Origin of the sequence: Paenibacillus oryzae, assembly GCF_001675045.1 — a bacterium.
Classification (GTDB): Bacteria; Bacillota; Bacilli; order Paenibacillales; family Paenibacillaceae; genus Pristimantibacillus; species Pristimantibacillus oryzae.
In genome coordinates, this window is the sequence record NZ_LYPA01000076.1 from 58792 (window position 1) to 75905 (window position 17114).

The 17114-nt window shown below is 52.5% G+C and carries 13 protein-coding genes; 10 read left to right on the forward strand and 3 right to left on the reverse strand.

Annotated features, from left to right (window positions below; all coding sequences use genetic code 11):
- Window positions 1-7: 7 nt before the first annotated feature.
- Both A7K91_RS22830 and A7K91_RS22835 read right to left on the reverse strand, forming a co-directional pair.
- A complete protein-coding gene (locus A7K91_RS22830) occupies window positions 8-565 on the reverse strand; it encodes a PadR family transcriptional regulator (protein WP_068686795.1) in 558 nt (185 codons plus the stop codon).
- 196 nt (window positions 566-761) lie between these two features.
- Window positions 762-1421 (reverse strand): acetyltransferase, encoded by a 660-nt coding sequence (locus A7K91_RS22835; protein WP_068686796.1) that lies wholly within the window; start codon window positions 1419-1421, stop codon window positions 762-764.
- A 589-nt stretch (window positions 1422-2010) separates the two neighbouring features.
- Here A7K91_RS22835 and A7K91_RS22840 point away from each other — a divergent pair.
- From A7K91_RS22840 to A7K91_RS22875, 8 genes are all read left to right on the forward strand, one after another.
- Window positions 2011-3219 (forward strand): nucleotidyltransferase domain-containing protein, encoded by a 1209-nt coding sequence (locus A7K91_RS22840; RefSeq protein WP_068686797.1) that lies wholly within the window; start codon window positions 2011-2013, stop codon window positions 3217-3219.
- Window positions 3220-3234: 15 nt separating this feature from the next.
- Entirely contained in the window at window positions 3235-4452 is a 1218-nt protein-coding gene (locus A7K91_RS22845) for a glycosyltransferase (RefSeq protein WP_068686798.1), read from the forward strand.
- On the forward strand, window positions 4449-5519 hold the full coding sequence (locus A7K91_RS22850; RefSeq protein WP_068686799.1) for a glycosyltransferase family 2 protein: 1071 nt from the start codon (window positions 4449-4451) through the stop codon (window positions 5517-5519). The genes A7K91_RS22845 and A7K91_RS22850 overlap by 4 nt, the downstream gene beginning before the upstream one ends.
- Window positions 5494-6657, forward strand: coding sequence for a polysaccharide pyruvyl transferase family protein (locus A7K91_RS22855; RefSeq protein ID WP_068686800.1), 1164 nt, complete (start codon window positions 5494-5496; stop codon window positions 6655-6657). The genes A7K91_RS22850 and A7K91_RS22855 overlap by 26 nt, the downstream gene beginning before the upstream one ends.
- On the forward strand, window positions 6650-7885 hold the full coding sequence (locus tag A7K91_RS22860; RefSeq protein ID WP_245697772.1) for a glycosyltransferase: 1236 nt from the start codon (window positions 6650-6652) through the stop codon (window positions 7883-7885). The genes A7K91_RS22855 and A7K91_RS22860 overlap by 8 nt, the downstream gene beginning before the upstream one ends.
- Window positions 7882-9072 carry a glycosyltransferase gene (locus A7K91_RS22865; protein WP_068686801.1) on the forward strand — a complete coding sequence of 397 codons (1191 nt, stop codon included), beginning with the start codon at window positions 7882-7884 and terminating at the stop codon, window positions 9070-9072. The genes A7K91_RS22860 and A7K91_RS22865 overlap by 4 nt, the downstream gene beginning before the upstream one ends.
- A gap of 129 nt (window positions 9073-9201) precedes the next feature.
- Complete coding sequence (locus A7K91_RS22870; RefSeq protein WP_068686872.1) at window positions 9202-10380, forward strand: glycoside hydrolase family 88 protein; 1179 nt, start codon at window positions 9202-9204, stop codon at window positions 10378-10380.
- Window positions 10355-10921 (forward strand): acyltransferase, encoded by a 567-nt coding sequence (locus tag A7K91_RS22875; protein ID WP_068686802.1) that lies wholly within the window; start codon window positions 10355-10357, stop codon window positions 10919-10921. The genes A7K91_RS22870 and A7K91_RS22875 overlap by 26 nt, the downstream gene beginning before the upstream one ends.
- A 26-nt stretch (window positions 10922-10947) precedes the next feature.
- Here the strand turns inward: A7K91_RS22875 and A7K91_RS27330 are convergent, their stop codons facing one another.
- A complete protein-coding gene (locus tag A7K91_RS27330) occupies window positions 10948-13788 on the reverse strand; it encodes a right-handed parallel beta-helix repeat-containing protein (RefSeq protein ID WP_068686803.1) in 2841 nt (946 codons plus the stop codon).
- 371 nt (window positions 13789-14159) lie between these two features.
- On the opposite strand from A7K91_RS27330, the gene A7K91_RS22885 reads away from it, so the two are divergent.
- Both A7K91_RS22885 and A7K91_RS22890 read left to right on the forward strand, forming a co-directional pair.
- Window positions 14160-15239: an aminoglycoside phosphotransferase family protein gene (locus tag A7K91_RS22885; protein ID WP_068686804.1), complete on the forward strand. Its 1080-nt coding sequence runs from the start codon at window positions 14160-14162 to the stop codon at window positions 15237-15239.
- Window positions 15236-17056: an ABC transporter ATP-binding protein gene (locus A7K91_RS22890; RefSeq protein ID WP_068686805.1), complete on the forward strand. Its 1821-nt coding sequence runs from the start codon at window positions 15236-15238 to the stop codon at window positions 17054-17056. Before A7K91_RS22885 ends, A7K91_RS22890 begins: the two co-directional genes overlap by 4 nt.
- The last annotated feature ends 58 nt before the right edge of the window (window positions 17057-17114 follow it).

Consider the following 17114-nt stretch of genomic DNA (forward strand, 5'->3'; position numbering starts at 1 on the left):
CAGCCCATCATTGATGCTGGGACTGTGCTGCTGCGAGCCACTTGGGAAGCTGCTCCTTCAGGTGACGCAACAGCTCCAGGTCGGTATGGATGTGCTGCTTGCCATTGTTGAACAGCGCTTTGACAAAATCAGGCATATGACTTTGCTCTGCTTTGATGCTTTCGCCAATATCCCAGTCGCTAAGCCTGTTCTCCAGCTCAACCATTTGATTTTCAATGGCTTCCAGAATGTTTTCCAGCGGAAGCTCGTCTATAAAGGAAAGGGCTGTATAAAGGGTTGTTGGAACCGATAACTTCGAAACGCTCCAGGCCTCCTGTAACAGACGGTGGAGCTCCTCCACGCCAGCCTCCGTTATTTCATAAACTGCCTTGCCGCGTTGTCCCGTAGATTCATGGGCCCTTACCTGAACCAGTCCTTCTTTCTGCATTTGCTTAAGCGCATAATAGATCGAGCCGGGCAAAATATCCGCCCACTGATCCGCCTTGCTCTGCTGGAGCGATTGCTGCATTTCGTAGCCATGCATCGGCTTGCGTTTCAGAAGACCTAGCACCATTAAGCGAGCCATTTTGCTTTAACCTCCAATAATCAAGTTTGACTATTAACTTTTATAATTAGCTTAATGGTATTGAGATGAGTTGTCAAGGTCAAGATTGCTGCGGAGCCTCGGCAAACGAGTGTGTTCATACATAAATAAACGGCCCCAACCCCATTGAATACACGAGGCCAAAGCCGCATAATGCGTTTTGCTTCTGCATTTGCTTCTACAGATACCGCTCGCCTGCAGAACGCTCACGAACAGGCCGGGCCGGCGTTCCGTATGCGACAGTATGGGAAGGAATATTTCCCAGCACCGTAGCGCCGGCGCCTATGACGCAATGTTCTCCGATGGACACGGAGTGGGCAAGTGTAGCTCCGATCGCGATAGCGGTGTAGTCGCCAATCAAAACTCCGCCCCCGGTGACGGCCTTTGGAGCAAAGCTCGTGCAAGCCCCGGCTCTGCTGTCGTGATCCAGCGAGGTCAAAGGATACATGACGGTATGCTCTCCCAACCTGGAATCGCTGCCTACTGCCGCGCCGGCCATGATGACGGAGCCATCGCCGATAACAGAGCCTCTGGCAAGCTGGGCGGAAGGATGGATCGCCGTAGCAAATGGCAGGCCTGGCGCGGCCTTCCGTATGCTTTCCGCCAAAGCTGCTCGTGTCCAATTGTCGCCTATCGCAACAATGACGCCGTCAAGCTCCTCCCCATGCCGGGTAAGCCAATCCAGCCCTCCCATTATTTCATAGCCATATACCTGACTGCCGATAGGCCTGTTGTCATCCAGCAAACCCGTAATGGCATATACCCCTTGCTTTTCCACAGTGTCAGCCACGGCTTTGGCATGTCCGCCAGCGCCGTAAAGAACGATTTTTTTGACCATTTAATAATTCCCCCACCATTGTAAGCATCAATATCTCACCATTATAGCGAACATAAGACGGGCTTGAATAGGGAGTAGGAGTAGGAGTAGGAGTAGTCGGGCAGCCTCGGGCGGATAAGCAGAGACAGAGACAACGTTCTGTCGGGCAGATTTGAAGTCTAATGGTCATCGGTGACCGCCATAGCTATAAATAGCCGAATTCTGCTTATACAACGGTCACCCCTGACCTTTAGATGCTAAAAAGTGTTGGATATCGGGTGAAAATGAGCTTTGACGGTCGCCAATGTCCGTAACAATCTGTATTTTTGATATTCAGGAGCTCTAAAGGCCAAGGATGTCCGTAGGAGTTGAAATGACCGTAGACGCAGAAGTTGCGGCAGCAAACGAAATTCACCTCTTGCCTACAATGCTTGTTGCTGGCGTGGAGGTGCGGATTATTAGAGGAAGTCTCTTTGCCGCCACAAATTGCTTGGCAGTCATTGACAGAACAAAAAAGGGATGATAATCTTTAGTTGTGTTCTTTTTAAAGAACAAAATGTTCTATAGTGAGAATGGCGGGACATGCGCAAAGCATATGAGGGAGATAGCCATGAAAAAAGAAGTTGAAGAGCTTGTTGAAGAGTTTTCACAAGAACTGCGGTTACTGCTTGCTTTTTTGGAGATGGAGGAGGAGGCGGAGCTGACCTTCGAGCATTGGGAATTGCTCCAGGAGGTGAACTGGCATGAATTTATTGAATTAGCCAGACATCATCGCGTATTCCCCACGATTAGCCAAAGGCTGCAAAACAGGAAGCCTCCATACGTCCCGCAGTTTGTCACAAGCCTTTTTCAACGGGATTATTATCGAAATACATTGTCCATGCTTGCCCTCAGCGGCGAAATGGAGCAATTGGCCACCATCTTTTCCATCGGGGGCATCAAGGCGCTTTTTCTAAAAGGGCCCGTTATCGCGGCTGATCTATATGGCGACGTGTCGCTGCGGACCTCATGCGATCTGGATGTGCTGGTTGAGCTGGATCAGGTGGAGGCTGCACAAAAGCTGCTGCTCGAAAGGGGCTACGAAAAAGACGAATATATAGAAACCATACTGAATGATTGGACATGGCGCCATCATCATTATGTTTATCATCATCCCCAAAAGGAAATCAAGGTGGAGGTTCATTGGCGGCTGAATCCTTTTCCCTCCAGAGAGCCCAAGTTCGAGGAGCTATGGGAGAGGCGGAGGCAAAGCGCGTTAATCAATCGTCCCATCTATTATTTGGGAGGGGAAGACCTGTTTCTTTTTTTGGTCTCGCATGGAGCGCGCCACGGCTGGGCCAGGCTTCGCTGGCTGCTGGACATCAAGCAGCTGAGCAACCAGAAGCTGGATTGGACGGTGCTTCCGGCACTTTTGCACAAGTGTCAGCTTGCGGCTGTTGGAGGTCAAGCTCTTTGGCTGGCTTCCAGGCTGATCGGAGCGCCTCTGCGGGAGGAGATGAAGCCTCTTCTGCAATCGCGCAGGGCGGAGTGGCTGGCGGAGGATGCGTTGTTTTATATCCGCAGAAAGGTTAATTTGCATTCGCCCCCCGTCCCACGCGATGTAGAGAGCTATCACAAAAAATATCTGTTTGCTCTTATGCCTCTGGGCCAGCGCTTGAAGTTTGTCGCAAGCATGCTTTATCCCTATCCGGAGGATGCCCGTACGCTACCGCTTCCGAAGCGGCTGCATTTTTTGTATTTTCCGCTGAGGCCGTTTTTGCTGGTGTGGAGAAGGATGAAAAGGCTGTCGCGCTGGAGCGGCTCCCAAATGAGCAAATGAGGAGAGTTGTTGGTCATGAAAAAGATTTTGATCGCATCCTGCGATATGGGGATTGGAGGCGTCGAGCGCAGCCTCGCCGGGATGCTGGAGCAATTCAGCTATGATGAATATAAGGTGGATCTTATGCTGTACAGCCAAAGCGGGGAATTTATGGAGCTTCTCCATGAGGATATCTCCCTTCTGGACGAGATGGCGGAATACAAGACGTTCCGTTCCTCCATTGCCGAAACCTTCCGCGCACGGCAGATCGGCATAGGCATTACCCGACTGGTATCGAAAGCAAGAACGGCGCTGGAGACAAGGCTGCGCAAGCTGGAGGAGCCGGGCTATTACCAGCAGCAGCTGATGTGGCGCTACGCGCTGCCTTTGCTCCCCAAGCTTGAGCAGCGCTACGATGTGGCTATCAGCTTCCTGTGGCCGCATTATTTTGTTGCGGACAAGGTGGCGGCGGATGTTAAAATCGCCTGGATTCATACCGATTATTCCACGATTGTAACCAACCATGCGATGGATCTGAAGATGTGGAGCAATTTTGATCACATTATAGCCGTGTCGGATGCATGCAAAAGCTCCTTTATAAGCCGGTACAAGGAATTGAAGGACAAGGTGTCCGTTATTGAAAATATTATTTCGCCTCCGGCCGTTTCCATGCTGGCGGACAGCGGCGAGGTGGACAACCCCATGCTGCGGGATCGCCGGTTCAAGCTGCTGACCGTCGCGAGGCTGTCCTACCAGAAGGGCATCGACCAGGCAATTAAGGCTTTTGACATGCTGCGACAATTGGGTTACCGGGATATGGCCTGGTACGTGGTTGGTTATGGCGGCGAGGAAGCGGCGCTGCGGGAGCAGATTGCTGAATATGGTTTGCAGGACAGCTTTGTGCTGCTGGGCAAGCAGACCAATCCCTATCCCTTTGTCAAAGCCTGCGACTTGTACGTACAGCCGTCGCGTTATGAAGGCAAGGCTATCACCGTTACGGAGGCCAAAATATTGGGCAAGCCGGTTGTTATTACGGGGTACCCCACGGCAGCCAGCCAGGTGACCAACTACATAGACGGCTATATTACGGAGCAGTCGGTGGAAGGTATAGCCGCCGGAATAGAAAGGCTTTATCAGGATAAGGAGCTGCGGGATCGGCTTGCCCGCAATTGCGCGGGCATGGACTATGGCAACGCCTATGAGCTTCAAAAGCTGTACAGTCTGTTTCAGGGGGATAGGAGAGGATCGGCGTGACGGTTAAGGTCAGTGTTGTCATACCGGTGTATAATGCGGAGCCTTATTTGCCCCGCTGCATTTCGTCGCTTGTGAACCAGACCTTGAAGGATTGCGAATTTATTTTTGTAAACGACGGCTCCTCCGATGGAAGCAAAGCCATTATTGAGCGTTTCGGCTGCTGCGATAAACGGATAAGGGTAATCAGCCAGGCCAACGGAGGCGTCAGCAGCGCCCGTAATACCGGCATCCGCCATGCGCGCGGCGAATATGTCGGCTTTGTTGATGTGGACGACTATGTTGCCTTCGACATGTTCTACAACCTGTACAAAGCCGCGGTGGAGGAGGACTGCGACATCGTGGCGTCCAATTTCCAGGTCCGTCAGGATGGCGCGCTTATTATGGCCAAGTATCCTTTTCCGACTAACAAAAAGCTGACCCGAGGCTACATCCGCGAGCATGTATTGCCGTATATGCTGCGGAGCGATGATTTTAACACCGCCTGTACCAAGCTGTACCGGAGAGAGCTGCTGGAAAGCCGGGGCATCTTTTTTCCAGAGGGCGTCAAGCTGGGGGAGGACGGCATCTTTAATATGGCGTTCCTGTCCGTGGCGGAGTCCATGCGTTACCTCAGTTATGCCGGCTATCATTATTGCGAGGTGGAAGGAAGCGCTACGCGGAATGCCGCCAAAAGCGATTATTATCAGCGGGTGCTGGAGGTGTACCAGGCGGAGCCTCCTTCCGTATATATTGAGGTCATGGCGCCTCACGACATTTCCCGCCTGAAATCCATCAAGCTGATCAGCAATGTGCTGGACAATATCCATATTTATTTGAATGAATCAAGCTTGCCGCTAGGCTCAAGGCTTCGTTACGTAAAAGGAATGGTCGCCCATCAGGCGGTGCGCGAATCGCTTCCGTATTATTGGGAGGAAAAAAAGAATGTCCTGGGCTCTTATCACAAGCTGCTGCTTTTCCTGCTGCGGCGGAGGTCGCTGCTGGGCATTTACGTGCTGACGGGATACAGCCGTTACAGAAACCGAAATTCTGGAGGGAAAAGAAATGAAAATCATGATGTTTGCTCATGACGGCAGCTTGAATCGGGGCTGCGAGGCTATTGTGCGTTCTTCCGCCGCTTTGCTTAAAGGAGGGCTAAAGCAATCCAAAATCTATTTGGCCTCCGGCAAGCCGGAGAGCGACAAGGGCATTCCGCAGCTTGACGGCGTTTATGACGGAGCGGCTGTGCCCATTCGCAAATATTCAGCAGACTGGTGGATTTCCTCCATGCGGGTCAAGTGGTTCCGGGATGAGTCGTATGCGCTGGGACGGATTCATCGCAATATCATTAACCGGATCGGCGATATGGATGTGCTTTTGTCCATCGGCGGCGACAATTATTGCTACGGCGAACAGCCGGGCTGGTACGAAATCGACAAGCGGATCAAGGAAAAGGGGAAAAAGCTGGTGCTGTGGGGCTGCTCGATCGGCGAGGAGGATATGTCGCCGCGCAAGCTGGCGGATTTGAAGCTGTTTGATTTGATCCTGACGCGGGAAACGCTGACCTACAATATGCTGCGAAGCAAAGGGCTTCATCAGGTCAGACTGGTTGCCGACCCCGCTTTTACAATGGAAAAGGAAGAGCTGGAGCTGCCCGAGGGATGGGTGGAGGGCAATACGGTCGGCATTAACTTCAGCCCGCTTGTGTCGCAGCGCAATCCGGGCTCCCGCGAAGCCGTGGAAGGCTTGATTCGTCATATTCTGGAGACGACGGATATGGCGATTGCGCTTACCCCGCATGTTATGGAGCATGGCAACAACGATTACGAGCTGCTGAAGGAGCTCCATGCCAGCTATCGGGATACGGGCAGAGTGCTGCTGCTTCCGGATCATTGCTCTGCTGTGCAATACAAAGGCTATATTGCCCGGATGCGTTTTTTTGTCGGCGCGCGCACGCATGCCACAATTGCCGCGTATTCCAATTGCGTGCCCACACTGGTGCTAGGATACAGCGTTAAGTCGAAGGGCATCGCCCGCGATCTGTTCGGGGAGGAAAAGCTGGTGCTGGACCTTGGGGAATTGTCGGACGGGGACAAGCTGATTGGCGGATTCCGAACGCTGCTCGCGGAGGAAAAAGAAATCAGAGAAACGCTGCGCAAGGCGCTGCCCGGCATACAGGCCAAGTCGGGCAAGGCTGTACAATATATTAAAGAGCTTGTCTATGGCTAGGATGAATACTGGCGCGGAGCGCAAAAAAAATCTGTTGTTTATTATTCCGGGGTTGTCTGCGGGAGGCGGCGAGCGCAGTCTGATCAATCTGCTGACGGGACTTGATTATTCGAGGTATAACGTGGACCTTCAATTGCTGAGCCATGAAGGCTTGTTTATGAATTTAATCCCGCGGCAGGTCAAGCTGCTGCCCTTGCGGGAGCCTTTTTCCACCTTTTCCCGGCCGTTAGGCGCTTCCGCCCTGGCGCTGGCGAGAAAAGGAAGCGTACGGCTGGCGGCCAACCGCGTGCTGTATTCCCTGCACAACCGGATTGGCAGAGAGGGCGGGAAGCGCGAGCAGCGCAGCTGGAGACATCTCTCCCGGTCTTTTTCCAGGCTGAGCAAAACCTATGACGCCGCAATCGGGTTTCTGGAAAAAACCTCGATCTATTTTTGCGTGGAAAAGGTAAACGCGGCCGTCAAAATCGGCTGGGTGCATAATGACTATGACAAGCTGGAGCTTGCTCCGGCGTTTGACCGGCGTTATTTTGCGGAGCTTGATCACCTAGTGACGGTATCGCGGGAATGCGCAAATGTTCTGAAGATGAGATTCCCGGAGCATAGCGGTAAAATAGCCGTCATTCATAATGTTGTGTCGCCGAGGCTGATCAGAGAGATGGCGTTTCTAGAGGGCGGGGAGCTTTACAACAGGGCCAACGGAGAATTGGTTATCGTTTCTATCGGACGGCTGCATGAGCAAAAAAACTTCGAGCTAGCCATCGAGGCTTGCCGCAAGCTGCTTGATCGCGGCGTGAACGTTCAGTGGCATGTTATCGGAGAAGGGCCGGAGCGGGAAAAGCTGAAGCAGCTGATTGCGTCGCACGGGCTGGAGGAGCGTTTCCGGCTGCTGGGCTTAAAGGCCAATCCGTATCCATATGTTCAGCAGGCGGATCTCTACGTGCAAACGTCTTTATATGAAGGTAAAGCAATAGCAGTCGATGAGGCCAAAATTTTGCAAAAGCCGATTGTGATCACCAACTTCAGCACGGCACGCGACCAGCTGCGGCATGAAAGCGAAGGTTTGATTGCGGAGATGAATGCAGACGCCGTTGCCGATGCAATCGCCCGTCTGGCAGCCGACGCCTCGCTCCGCCAGCGCATAACAAGCAAGCTGGCGGGCCAGCAGCTGGGAACGGAGAAGGAAATCGACAAGCTGTATAGTTTGGTTGAAGGGGGAGAGGCGGGGTGAAGAAGCAGATCCTTATCGTTATGAATCATTTGCATTGCGGCGGAGCGGAAAAAGCGTTGATCTCTCTGCTTCACAGCTTCGATTACGACAGGTACGATGTCGATTTGCTGCTGTTCAAGCGGGAAGGGTTATTTCTGCCCCAGGTGCCGGACCAGGTTAATCTGCTGGAGCCTCCGCCGCATTATGTTTTTTTCGATATGCCCATTGCGGCGTCCCTGAAGGCATGCCTCAGGAGCGGCTTATACCGGATTGCTGCGGCGCGTCTCGGAGCAGGGCTTCTGTTCAAGACAGATTCCCGCGTCGCAAGGCGCGAGCAAAAGCTGTGGAGCTATCTGCAGACGGCGCTGCCGCCGCTTCGTAAAAGCTATGACGCCGCAATCGGCTTTTTGGAAAAGACGCCTGTCTATTATTGCATCGACAAGGTTCAGGCGACCCGCAAGCTGGGATTTATCCACAACGATTATATTCAGCTCGGCATGGAGCCTTCCTACGATCGCAAACGTTTTGCCAAACTCCATCATCTGGTGACGGTATCGGAGGGCTGCGGCGATGTGCTGCGGGAAGCGTTTCCGGCTTATGCCGAAAAGGTGCAGGTTATTCACAATATCGTTTCTCCCTCGCTGATAGCGGGACTGGCAGAAGAGCCGGTTCCGCCGCTTCGTCGCAAAATGGATGCCGCCTTGATCGTAACGGTAGGCCGGCTGCATCGCCAAAAAGGGCTGGATATGGCGATTGACGCCTGCAAGGAGCTGAAGGACAGGGGAGTTTCCGTGGAATGGCATGTCATCGGTGAAGGGGAGGAGCGCAGCGCGCTGGAGAAGCGGATAGCTGAAAGAGGACTTCAGGACTGTTTTTTTCTGGACGGCGTTCGGGACAATCCATACCCTTATATGCGCCAGGCCGATCTGTATGTGCAGCCATCCCGTTACGAAGGCAAGTCGATCGCGATCGACGAGGCCAAAATAATGGGCCTTCCCATTATTACAACCCGTTATTCAACGGCCGCCGATCAGATTGCCCATATGGAAGACGGTCTGATCGTGGATATGAACGCGGCGGCGCTTGGCGAAGGCATTGCCCGCATGCTTCAGGACAAGGACCTTGCGTCGGCTTTTTCGGAGCGTTTGTTAAGCGGCTGGTTTGGTACAGAGGGGGAAACGGAAAAGCTTTACCGACTTATCGGGTGATTGCCGGAGAAGAAGGAATACCTTAGGGGCTTAACAGCCGAAGCTCAAGAAGGAAATAGATTGCGGAGGGAGAGGTGGAGCGAGGTGCTGGAAACAGGTTTTTTTGTGCTTTTGGGGCTGCTTGCTCTTATGCTGCTGTCGTTTGCGGTTGATTTGTATCCCGTGTTAAGGGATTGGGTTGGCCGGATTCATATCGGGCGTTATCGGAATGCCGACGTCTGGGCTCAATCCATTAACGAAAGGGGAGCCAAATGGCTGTCCAAAACGCCAACGATCAAGCTGACAGACAATTCGCGTCTTGTGCTGCTTGATATGCTGTCCGGCAATTACAGCCGCAGCCAAATTCAGCAATGGCAGGAGGGAGCGCTGCTGCTGGGCTTTAGCGAATATTTGCGGCATCGTCAGGATGAAGCCTTGGACAAGAGGATTTCGCGTTATTTTGAAGCTAAATTTAACAGCGACGGGAGCTGGAGGGAGAAGCCGTGCCATGTGGATGCGGGCTTGCTTGCGTATGGCGTCATGAAGCTGGCAGGGGAGAAGGCTGACCGGTTCCGGCCGGCGCTGGACGACATGTGGGCTTTGATCGCCGATCATGTAGGAGCGGACGGGACTGTTCAATATCGCAAAAGCATGCCGGATTACCGCTATGTGGACACGATTGGTTTCATATGCCCTTTTCTGGTTCTGTATGGCATCCGTTACGGCAAGGAGGAGTGCGTAGAGCTGGCTCTGCGCCAGCTGCGGCAGTATGACCGGGAAGGCATGCTGGATAAAAGAGGCCTTCCGGGGCATGCCTACCACGTAGGACGCGGCTTGCCCGCCGGACTGTACGGCTGGGGAAGAGGCCTGGGCTGGTTTGCGATTGGCCTGATCGATGCCTGGAACGAGCTGCCCGTCCATCATAGCGGACGCAGCGAATTGGAGGGCATGATCGTCCGATTTGCCCACAGCCTGCTAAAGCTTCAGAATCCTTCGGGAAGCTGGGGGTGGGCGGCGACTCGCGGCGAATCCAGGCAGGATTCCTCCGCGACGGTTATGCTGGGATGGTTTCTGCAGCTGGCCTCCGGCATCAAGGGGCTGGAAAAGGCGTGTGGAGAAGGGGCAAGCCGGGCTGCTGCTTATTTGATGTCGGTTACGCGCCGCAACGGAGCGGTTGATTTTTCGCAAGGAGACACCAAGGATATAGGCGTATATTCTACCCTTTTTACGATTTTGCCGTTTACCCAAGGCTTCAGCATTCGGCTGGCCGAGCTGGCGCGGTGTAAAGAAGGTGTCAAGGACAATGGCGGGATTAAGGAAGCTGTATAGCTATGGCAGGTCGCGGCTTCGGAAGTGGCTGCTGGAGGAGATTTGGCTAAAGGACTTCATTGCGGAAGGCATGAAGGTGGGAAGGGGCTGTTCCATACAGCCCGGCGTTGTTTTCGACTATTCGCATTGCTGGCTGATTGAAATCGGCGATTATGTAACGATTGCCCCGGAGGCCTATCTGCTTGCGCATGACGCCAGCAGCAAGCCGTATACGGGGCATACGCGGATTGGCAAGGTGGTTATCGAGGATTATGCTTTTATCGGCGCGCGAGCCATCATTATGCCCGGCGTTACGGTGGGAAGGAGTGCCATTGTTGCCGCAGGCAGCATTGTCACGCGATCGGTTCCGCCGGACACCCTTGTAGGGGGCAATCCAGCGAAGCCAATCGGAACTATCCGTCAATACGGCGATAAAATGGCTGCTCTGGCGGAAGCCGCCCCAACCTATGATGAATCCTATACGTTGTCAGCTCGTCTGTCGGCTAAACAGAAGGAAGAAATGCGAAGGGAGCTGGCAGGCAAGGACGGCTTTGTGAAATAACGGGTACAATGGCATCGGGGTTGGAGCTACTGAATAGTGCCGTAAGGCCTGAACTGAGCCAGCGTGCCGACGGCTTGCCAGGTCACAGCGCCATCCTTCAGCGTCTGCTCGCTGCCCGAGTACGCAAGCGTTGCTTCGCTGCCTGTTGTTCCGGCGTTGGAGGCCTCAAAGACAGCTTCGCCAATCGCAATTGTTGCACCCTTGTTCACGGCTGTTGACGCAGCTCGCATCCCTGCCGCGTAGCCGGTGCGTGTGCATACCCAGCCCATCGGGCCGCCCGAGGCGGGAAAGGCGTTGCGGTAGCGGTCGCTGCGGAACCAATATCCTGCCGTTGGCGGAGCCGGGCCTTCCGCAGCAGGGTCGTAATCGATGGCGATTTCCTTATCTGCGGCGGGCAGAAGGATGCCGCTAAACCGGTTTCTGGCGTTTACAAAGCTTTTGACCGCCCGTTTATTGTTGGGATTAAAATAAAGCAGAGACAGCAGTCCTGCGCCGGTGTACGCGATATGTGAGCGCTTGATAGAAAGGCTGTTGGTTCCCGCAACATTAAAATTGTTGGTTTGCAGATATTGGAATGAAGCATTTGCAAGGATGATGTCGCTTTGCTCTGCCTCAATGCTTCCAAAGCCGGTATTGAATTCCGACTGGAACAGCCAATTGATGGCGTTTGCCGACAATCGGCAGCGCTTCAGACGGGTGAACGGCGACTCCGCAGGCGTGTTGATATTGCCGATTCTGACAATAGTGTCGGTCAACGTGCAATCCTCCAGCAGCACAGTTCTGCCTTTTGTGCCGAAAATATGGTTGTTGAGCTGGCATGAAGCAAACCTTGATTGCTTGATAGTTACGGTTTCGGCCTTGTTTTTTTGCTGGCGGGTTTCGATACGGATATGCAGATTCGTCATGACGCTGTCCATGATTTGATAGGCGCGAATATAGAGATCGCGCTGGCTGCCGACCGACTCAAAGCTGGAGCCCGTAATGATGTTGGCGGTAACAATTGGCGTTCCGCTGTACGAGGATGTCCAAATAAAGTGATTTTGCTCGCAAATCGTTTTATCATCGTCGCGGAACGAGGTTGTGTCGGAATCGACCAATGTGTTGCGGACAAAATACGTTTCATAGCCGTTTCCTCCGAGTCCCGTGTTATTAACGGCAACGAGCGTATTGTTTTCGATAAAAGCATGCGCGCCCGGAATGGCTGTGTTCATTAATCCGATTCCAGTGCGGCAGCGGTACAGATAATTGCCTGTGACGCGAGCGGCATGCAGCGTATAGAGGTTGATGCCGACCCCGCTTAGATTGTATATATGATTGTTTTCTACCCGAACCGACCAGCAGCCTGCCAGAATAGCGTGAACAAGGTTGTAAAAAACGTTGCTTCTTACGACGCAATTGTCCCCATAAGAATCCTCCTGATTGATGCCGTAGCGCGTCGAATCGTTAAAAACGGGCTTGCGGTCGATCAGGCCGGTGCCATCCCGGAGCACGTTATACTCCACTGTGTTGTAGTTGCCGCCTAACGTAATGCCGCCGCGATGAATATTGAATATTTCATTTCGTTCAATAACGTTGTGATGCGGCGTGAGTCCAAATTTTAATGAAATTTGCATGTTTTTGGTCAAGGAGGGCTCGTTGCGAAAAATCAGGCGGTATCTTCGCGCCTCCTGCGGTATGGAGATCGGCGTATAGATTTTTTTGTTGTCATAACGGCCCAAATAGGCTCCGTCGGAGGCATAATAGGCGACATCGGCCTCTTTGATGTTTAAAGCGGTCAATCTGGCATAACCTGCGCCGGCGATCAGAAAGCTGTTGTATCCTGCCGCTGGCAAATCCAGCAGCCGGGAGGTTACTGTGCCGTCGTTACCGGCCACAAGCGCCCCGGTTGTGCGGTCTACATCTCCAAACGAAAGACCCATGCTGAATTCAGCATAATCCTGGTAGGAGGTATTGCCGATGGAGATGCAATCGCCCATATAGCTGCTGATGCTGCAATTGGAGATGACGCAATGAGAAGAACCGTTGGCGAGCTGGATGCCGTAGCTCCACTCTGCAGCGGCCTCAGCAGGATTGGTAAAGCTTCGGTCGGCTTTGCAGCCGATCAGCTTCAAATTTTTGATGCGGCTGTTGGTGACCCGCTGAAGCTTGATGGAAATACCGTCGTCAGTGCCGGAGTTTTTGCCGGGAAAGGTGAAAGGATCTGCGGGATTGCTTCTGGGGTCAAAAGGCGATTTGGTGTTGGAGTCGTAAATAACCTTTAACGTAGAGCCATTAAAATCGAGAGTAAAATCGCTGACGGAAATCTGGATGGAACGAGGATAACATATCGCGTATTCTCCCGGCGGCACGATAAGCGTGTTATAGCCGCTTTCCGCGCACCATTGAATCGCATTGTTAAATCCCTGCACATTGGCGTCAGCCGCCAGATATGCAGCATCGGTATAAGGCTTCGAGGGCAGTCCCGGCTTGATGCTGAAGCGGTCGATATCCAAATAATAAGCTGTCAAAATAACATCGGAAGAAAGTCCGCCGTCCCTCCCGGGCTCTCCCTGGGGTCCGGGAGGGCCTGTCGCGCCCGTGGAGCCTTTAGGTCCAATTGCTCCGGCGGTGCCTGCCGCGCCAGCAGGTCCCGTTGCACCCGTGGAGCCTTTAGGTCCAGCGGGCCCAATTGCGCCAGTCGCTCCCGTCGCTCCGGCAGGGCCGGCAGGGCCCGGTGTTGCGGAGTAGCTTTCCGGCAGCATGGTTGCTTTTATTTTTCCGGTGGCATCATCCATTATGGTATCTATAGCAGCCTGAAGAGCGATGTCATCATAGATTTTGACAAGCTGGCCGTTAATCATCATATAACCGTTTGGAATGGTTGACATAAACTCACCTCTCTTATACGACACGTACTATTAGTGCGTGTTCAAAAAGTTCGCTTTTCAGTACCGAGAAGATGGGATAAAGCTAGAAATCGAGGAGCGGAGCTTAGTGGGAGCTAAGTGAGCACCGGAGATTTCGGCTGAATGCCATATTCGACGCCGACTCTGTCGCCAGGCATGATTCGTAATGGAAAGTGGGCTTTTTGAACAGCCTCTATTAGTAGAATATGAGGCGATTAAACATGATGTTTGGACTTATGTCACGAAAGGCGAGAGATATGGTGCCATAATCGTTGGCATATTTTCATTGACATGTTCTTTATAAAGAACTATATTCATTATTAAGAACGTTTGGTTGCCATGAAAGGATGGAGATGTCAATTCGGCGTTTTACCTATGTAAAAATCAACAATTATTACTATTGCATCAATACCGGGAAATGGAAGATGTTTCGTTATTTGATGAATAAATTTAAACCCTTGTCACTGGTGGACGAAACGGCGCAGCATATGCTCCTGCCGGACAGGCTTGCCAAAAGCTATAGAGTGATGCGGCTGCTGCTCTTTATGCATAGAGGGTTAAAAAAGAACAAGCTCACTACCATCAAGCTGCCGGTTTACGGTCAGGTTGCCATGTTCAAAAAAAACGACAACGCCTATATGATATTTGACGCCGAACGGGAGGTCGTGACGTTTTTTCCGGCGGGTTCTCCCAAGGAGATGAAAACGGGCAAGGTTTCCTATTTGCGGAAGATCGGACAGTCGGGCATTGGCCCCCGCATCGTGGAAGAAAACAGGAAGGAGGGCTGGTACGAGGAGGAATATTTGAATACGCCGCATGAGCCGCCGGAGAAGCTGGAGCAATCTGAACGGCTGCAGACGGAGGTTATGGGATTTATCGGCCGGGTTATCAGCCAGTTTCCGATTAAGACTGTACCCCTTTCCCATTACGTCACCAAGCTGATGGCCAAGCTGCCGGAAAACATGATGGAGGACGAACGTTACGCGCCGAAAATAAATCAGATCTTATCGTTCATCGCCAGGCTCCGCGAAGCTCTCTCTCAGGCGGAGGAGCAAAATATTGATCTGGCATTTTCCCACGGCGATTTACATCTGAAAAATCTGATTCGCCGTGACGGCCGCTTGATCGGCATTGATTGGGAGTTTATGAAATGGCGTTCTCTGCTCTACGACGCTTATTATTTCTACAATTTTATCCGTAAAGAACCCGACGCAAGCGCCTTGCTGCGCGAGCTTGAAGCCTCCAAGGAGCTGGAGCTGTCCCCGATAAACCCGGATACCTATCGCATGGTTTTTCAATTGGAATGGATTGTTCATTGGCTCGTTATTATCGGCGATCGTCTGGAGAGGATCAAACCGGCTCGCGTGAATCATATTTTGGATAATTTGATCCAGAGCACAACACTATTTTTTGAGGGCGTGGAGAAGAGATGAAGGATGTAATCCGCAAGCTTTACGGCTTGTTCGACAAAAGAGAGAAGAGAAAGCTGGGCTTCATACTGGTCATGATGCTGTTTGCCGCTTTTTTTGAAGTGCTTGGCATAGGACTTATTGTTCCTTTTATTTCGGTGGCAACCAAGCCTAATCTGATTCAAGACAACAGCGTGTTGTCCTATCTGTATGAAACGCTGCAATTCACCAGCACAACGGCGTTTCTTATTTGTTCTGTCGTGCTCCTCCTGGCTGTTTTTGTTATTAAAAATGTTTATATCCTCTGGTATCAGCATCGGCAATACAAGGTAATTCTGGATCAGCAGGTGAAGCTGTCCCAAAGCCTGTTCCGCACGTATTTGACCAAACCGTATGTTTTTCACCTTCAACGGAATACCGCCGTGCTGCTGCGTAATATCAATGTGGAGGTGCCAAAGGTTTTCCAGGGCGTTATCCTGTCCGCGCTGCAGCTTATAGCGGAAATCGTGGTGATGATCTGCATTTTTTCCTTGCTGCTTGCGATCGAGCCGATTGCTACTTTGATCGTTTCAGGCTTGATGGCGGCATGTGTGGCGCTTTTTTTCGCTCTGTTCAACAAAAAAATCGGCAATCGGGGACGAGAGCAGCAAAATATTAACCGTGAAATGATCAAGTGGACAAATCAGGGACTTGGCGCAAGCAAAGAGGTAAAGGTTTCCGGCAAGGAGCATTTTTTTGTGGAGGCCTACCGGAAGCATAGCGTGCGCAACGCAAACAATACCCGCTACATGAAGGTGCTGGATCATGTGCCGCGCCTGTATATTGAAACGTTGCTGGTTACGCTTGTTCTGGTCATGCTGCTGGTTATCATGCTGCAGAAAACCGGCGTGGAAGGCATGATGTCAACTATGGCGCTTTTTTCGCTGGCGGCCTTTCGCCTAATGCCATCCATAAACCGGATCGTTGGTCTGGTGACCACAATCAAATACAATATACCGGCATTTAGCGTTGTGTATGAGGATCTATCCGTAGTAAGCGGCCGTGCTTCCCGCAGGCGCGGTTCAGGGCGGCAAATGTCTGCTCCGCCGAGCTCGTACCGGGTGGAGCCGCTGAAGCGCTCCATTGAGCTTTCCAACGTATCCTTCCGTTATCCGGAGCAGGCGGAGGTTGCCCTTAGCGACATTTCGCTTTCGATTCCGGCTGGCAAATCGGCTGCGATCATCGGGGAATCCGGCTCCGGGAAATCAACGCTTGTTGATATCATGTTGGGTCTGCTTGAGCCGGAGCAAGGCCGTGTCATTGTGGACGGTGTCAGTCTGAACTACCGCATGGATGAGTGGAGAAGCCAAATCGGATATATTCCCCAGTTTATTTATTTGACGGACGATACCATTCGGGCAAACGTTGCTTTTGGCGTTGCCGAAAACGATATCGACGACGCCAAGGTTTGGCATTGTCTCGAGCAGGCACAGCTAAAAAGCTACGTCGCTTCCCTGCCGGATGCCTTGGAGACGGAGGTAGGGGAACGGGGAGTTCGCCTCTCCGGCGGGCAACGGCAGCGAATCGGCATTGCCCGCGCATTGTATCATAATCCGTCCGTCCTGTTTATGGACGAGGCCACGTCGGCGCTGGACAACGAAACGGAGCAGGAGGTCATGAATGCCGTCGAAGCGCTGAAAGGCGACAAAACGATTATTATTATTGCCCACCGCCTCAGTACCATTGCAGGCTGCGATATCGTTTATGTCATGAACAAGGGCAAGCTGGTTGATGTGCAGATCAAAAGCGGAAAAGCAGAGGAGCAGCCCCGGCCGCTAGCTGTTGCCGGAAGCCCGTCCTGACGGAGGCAAGCGGGAAAACGAGCCATTCAGACCAAGCGCTTAACGCAGGAAATGCAGC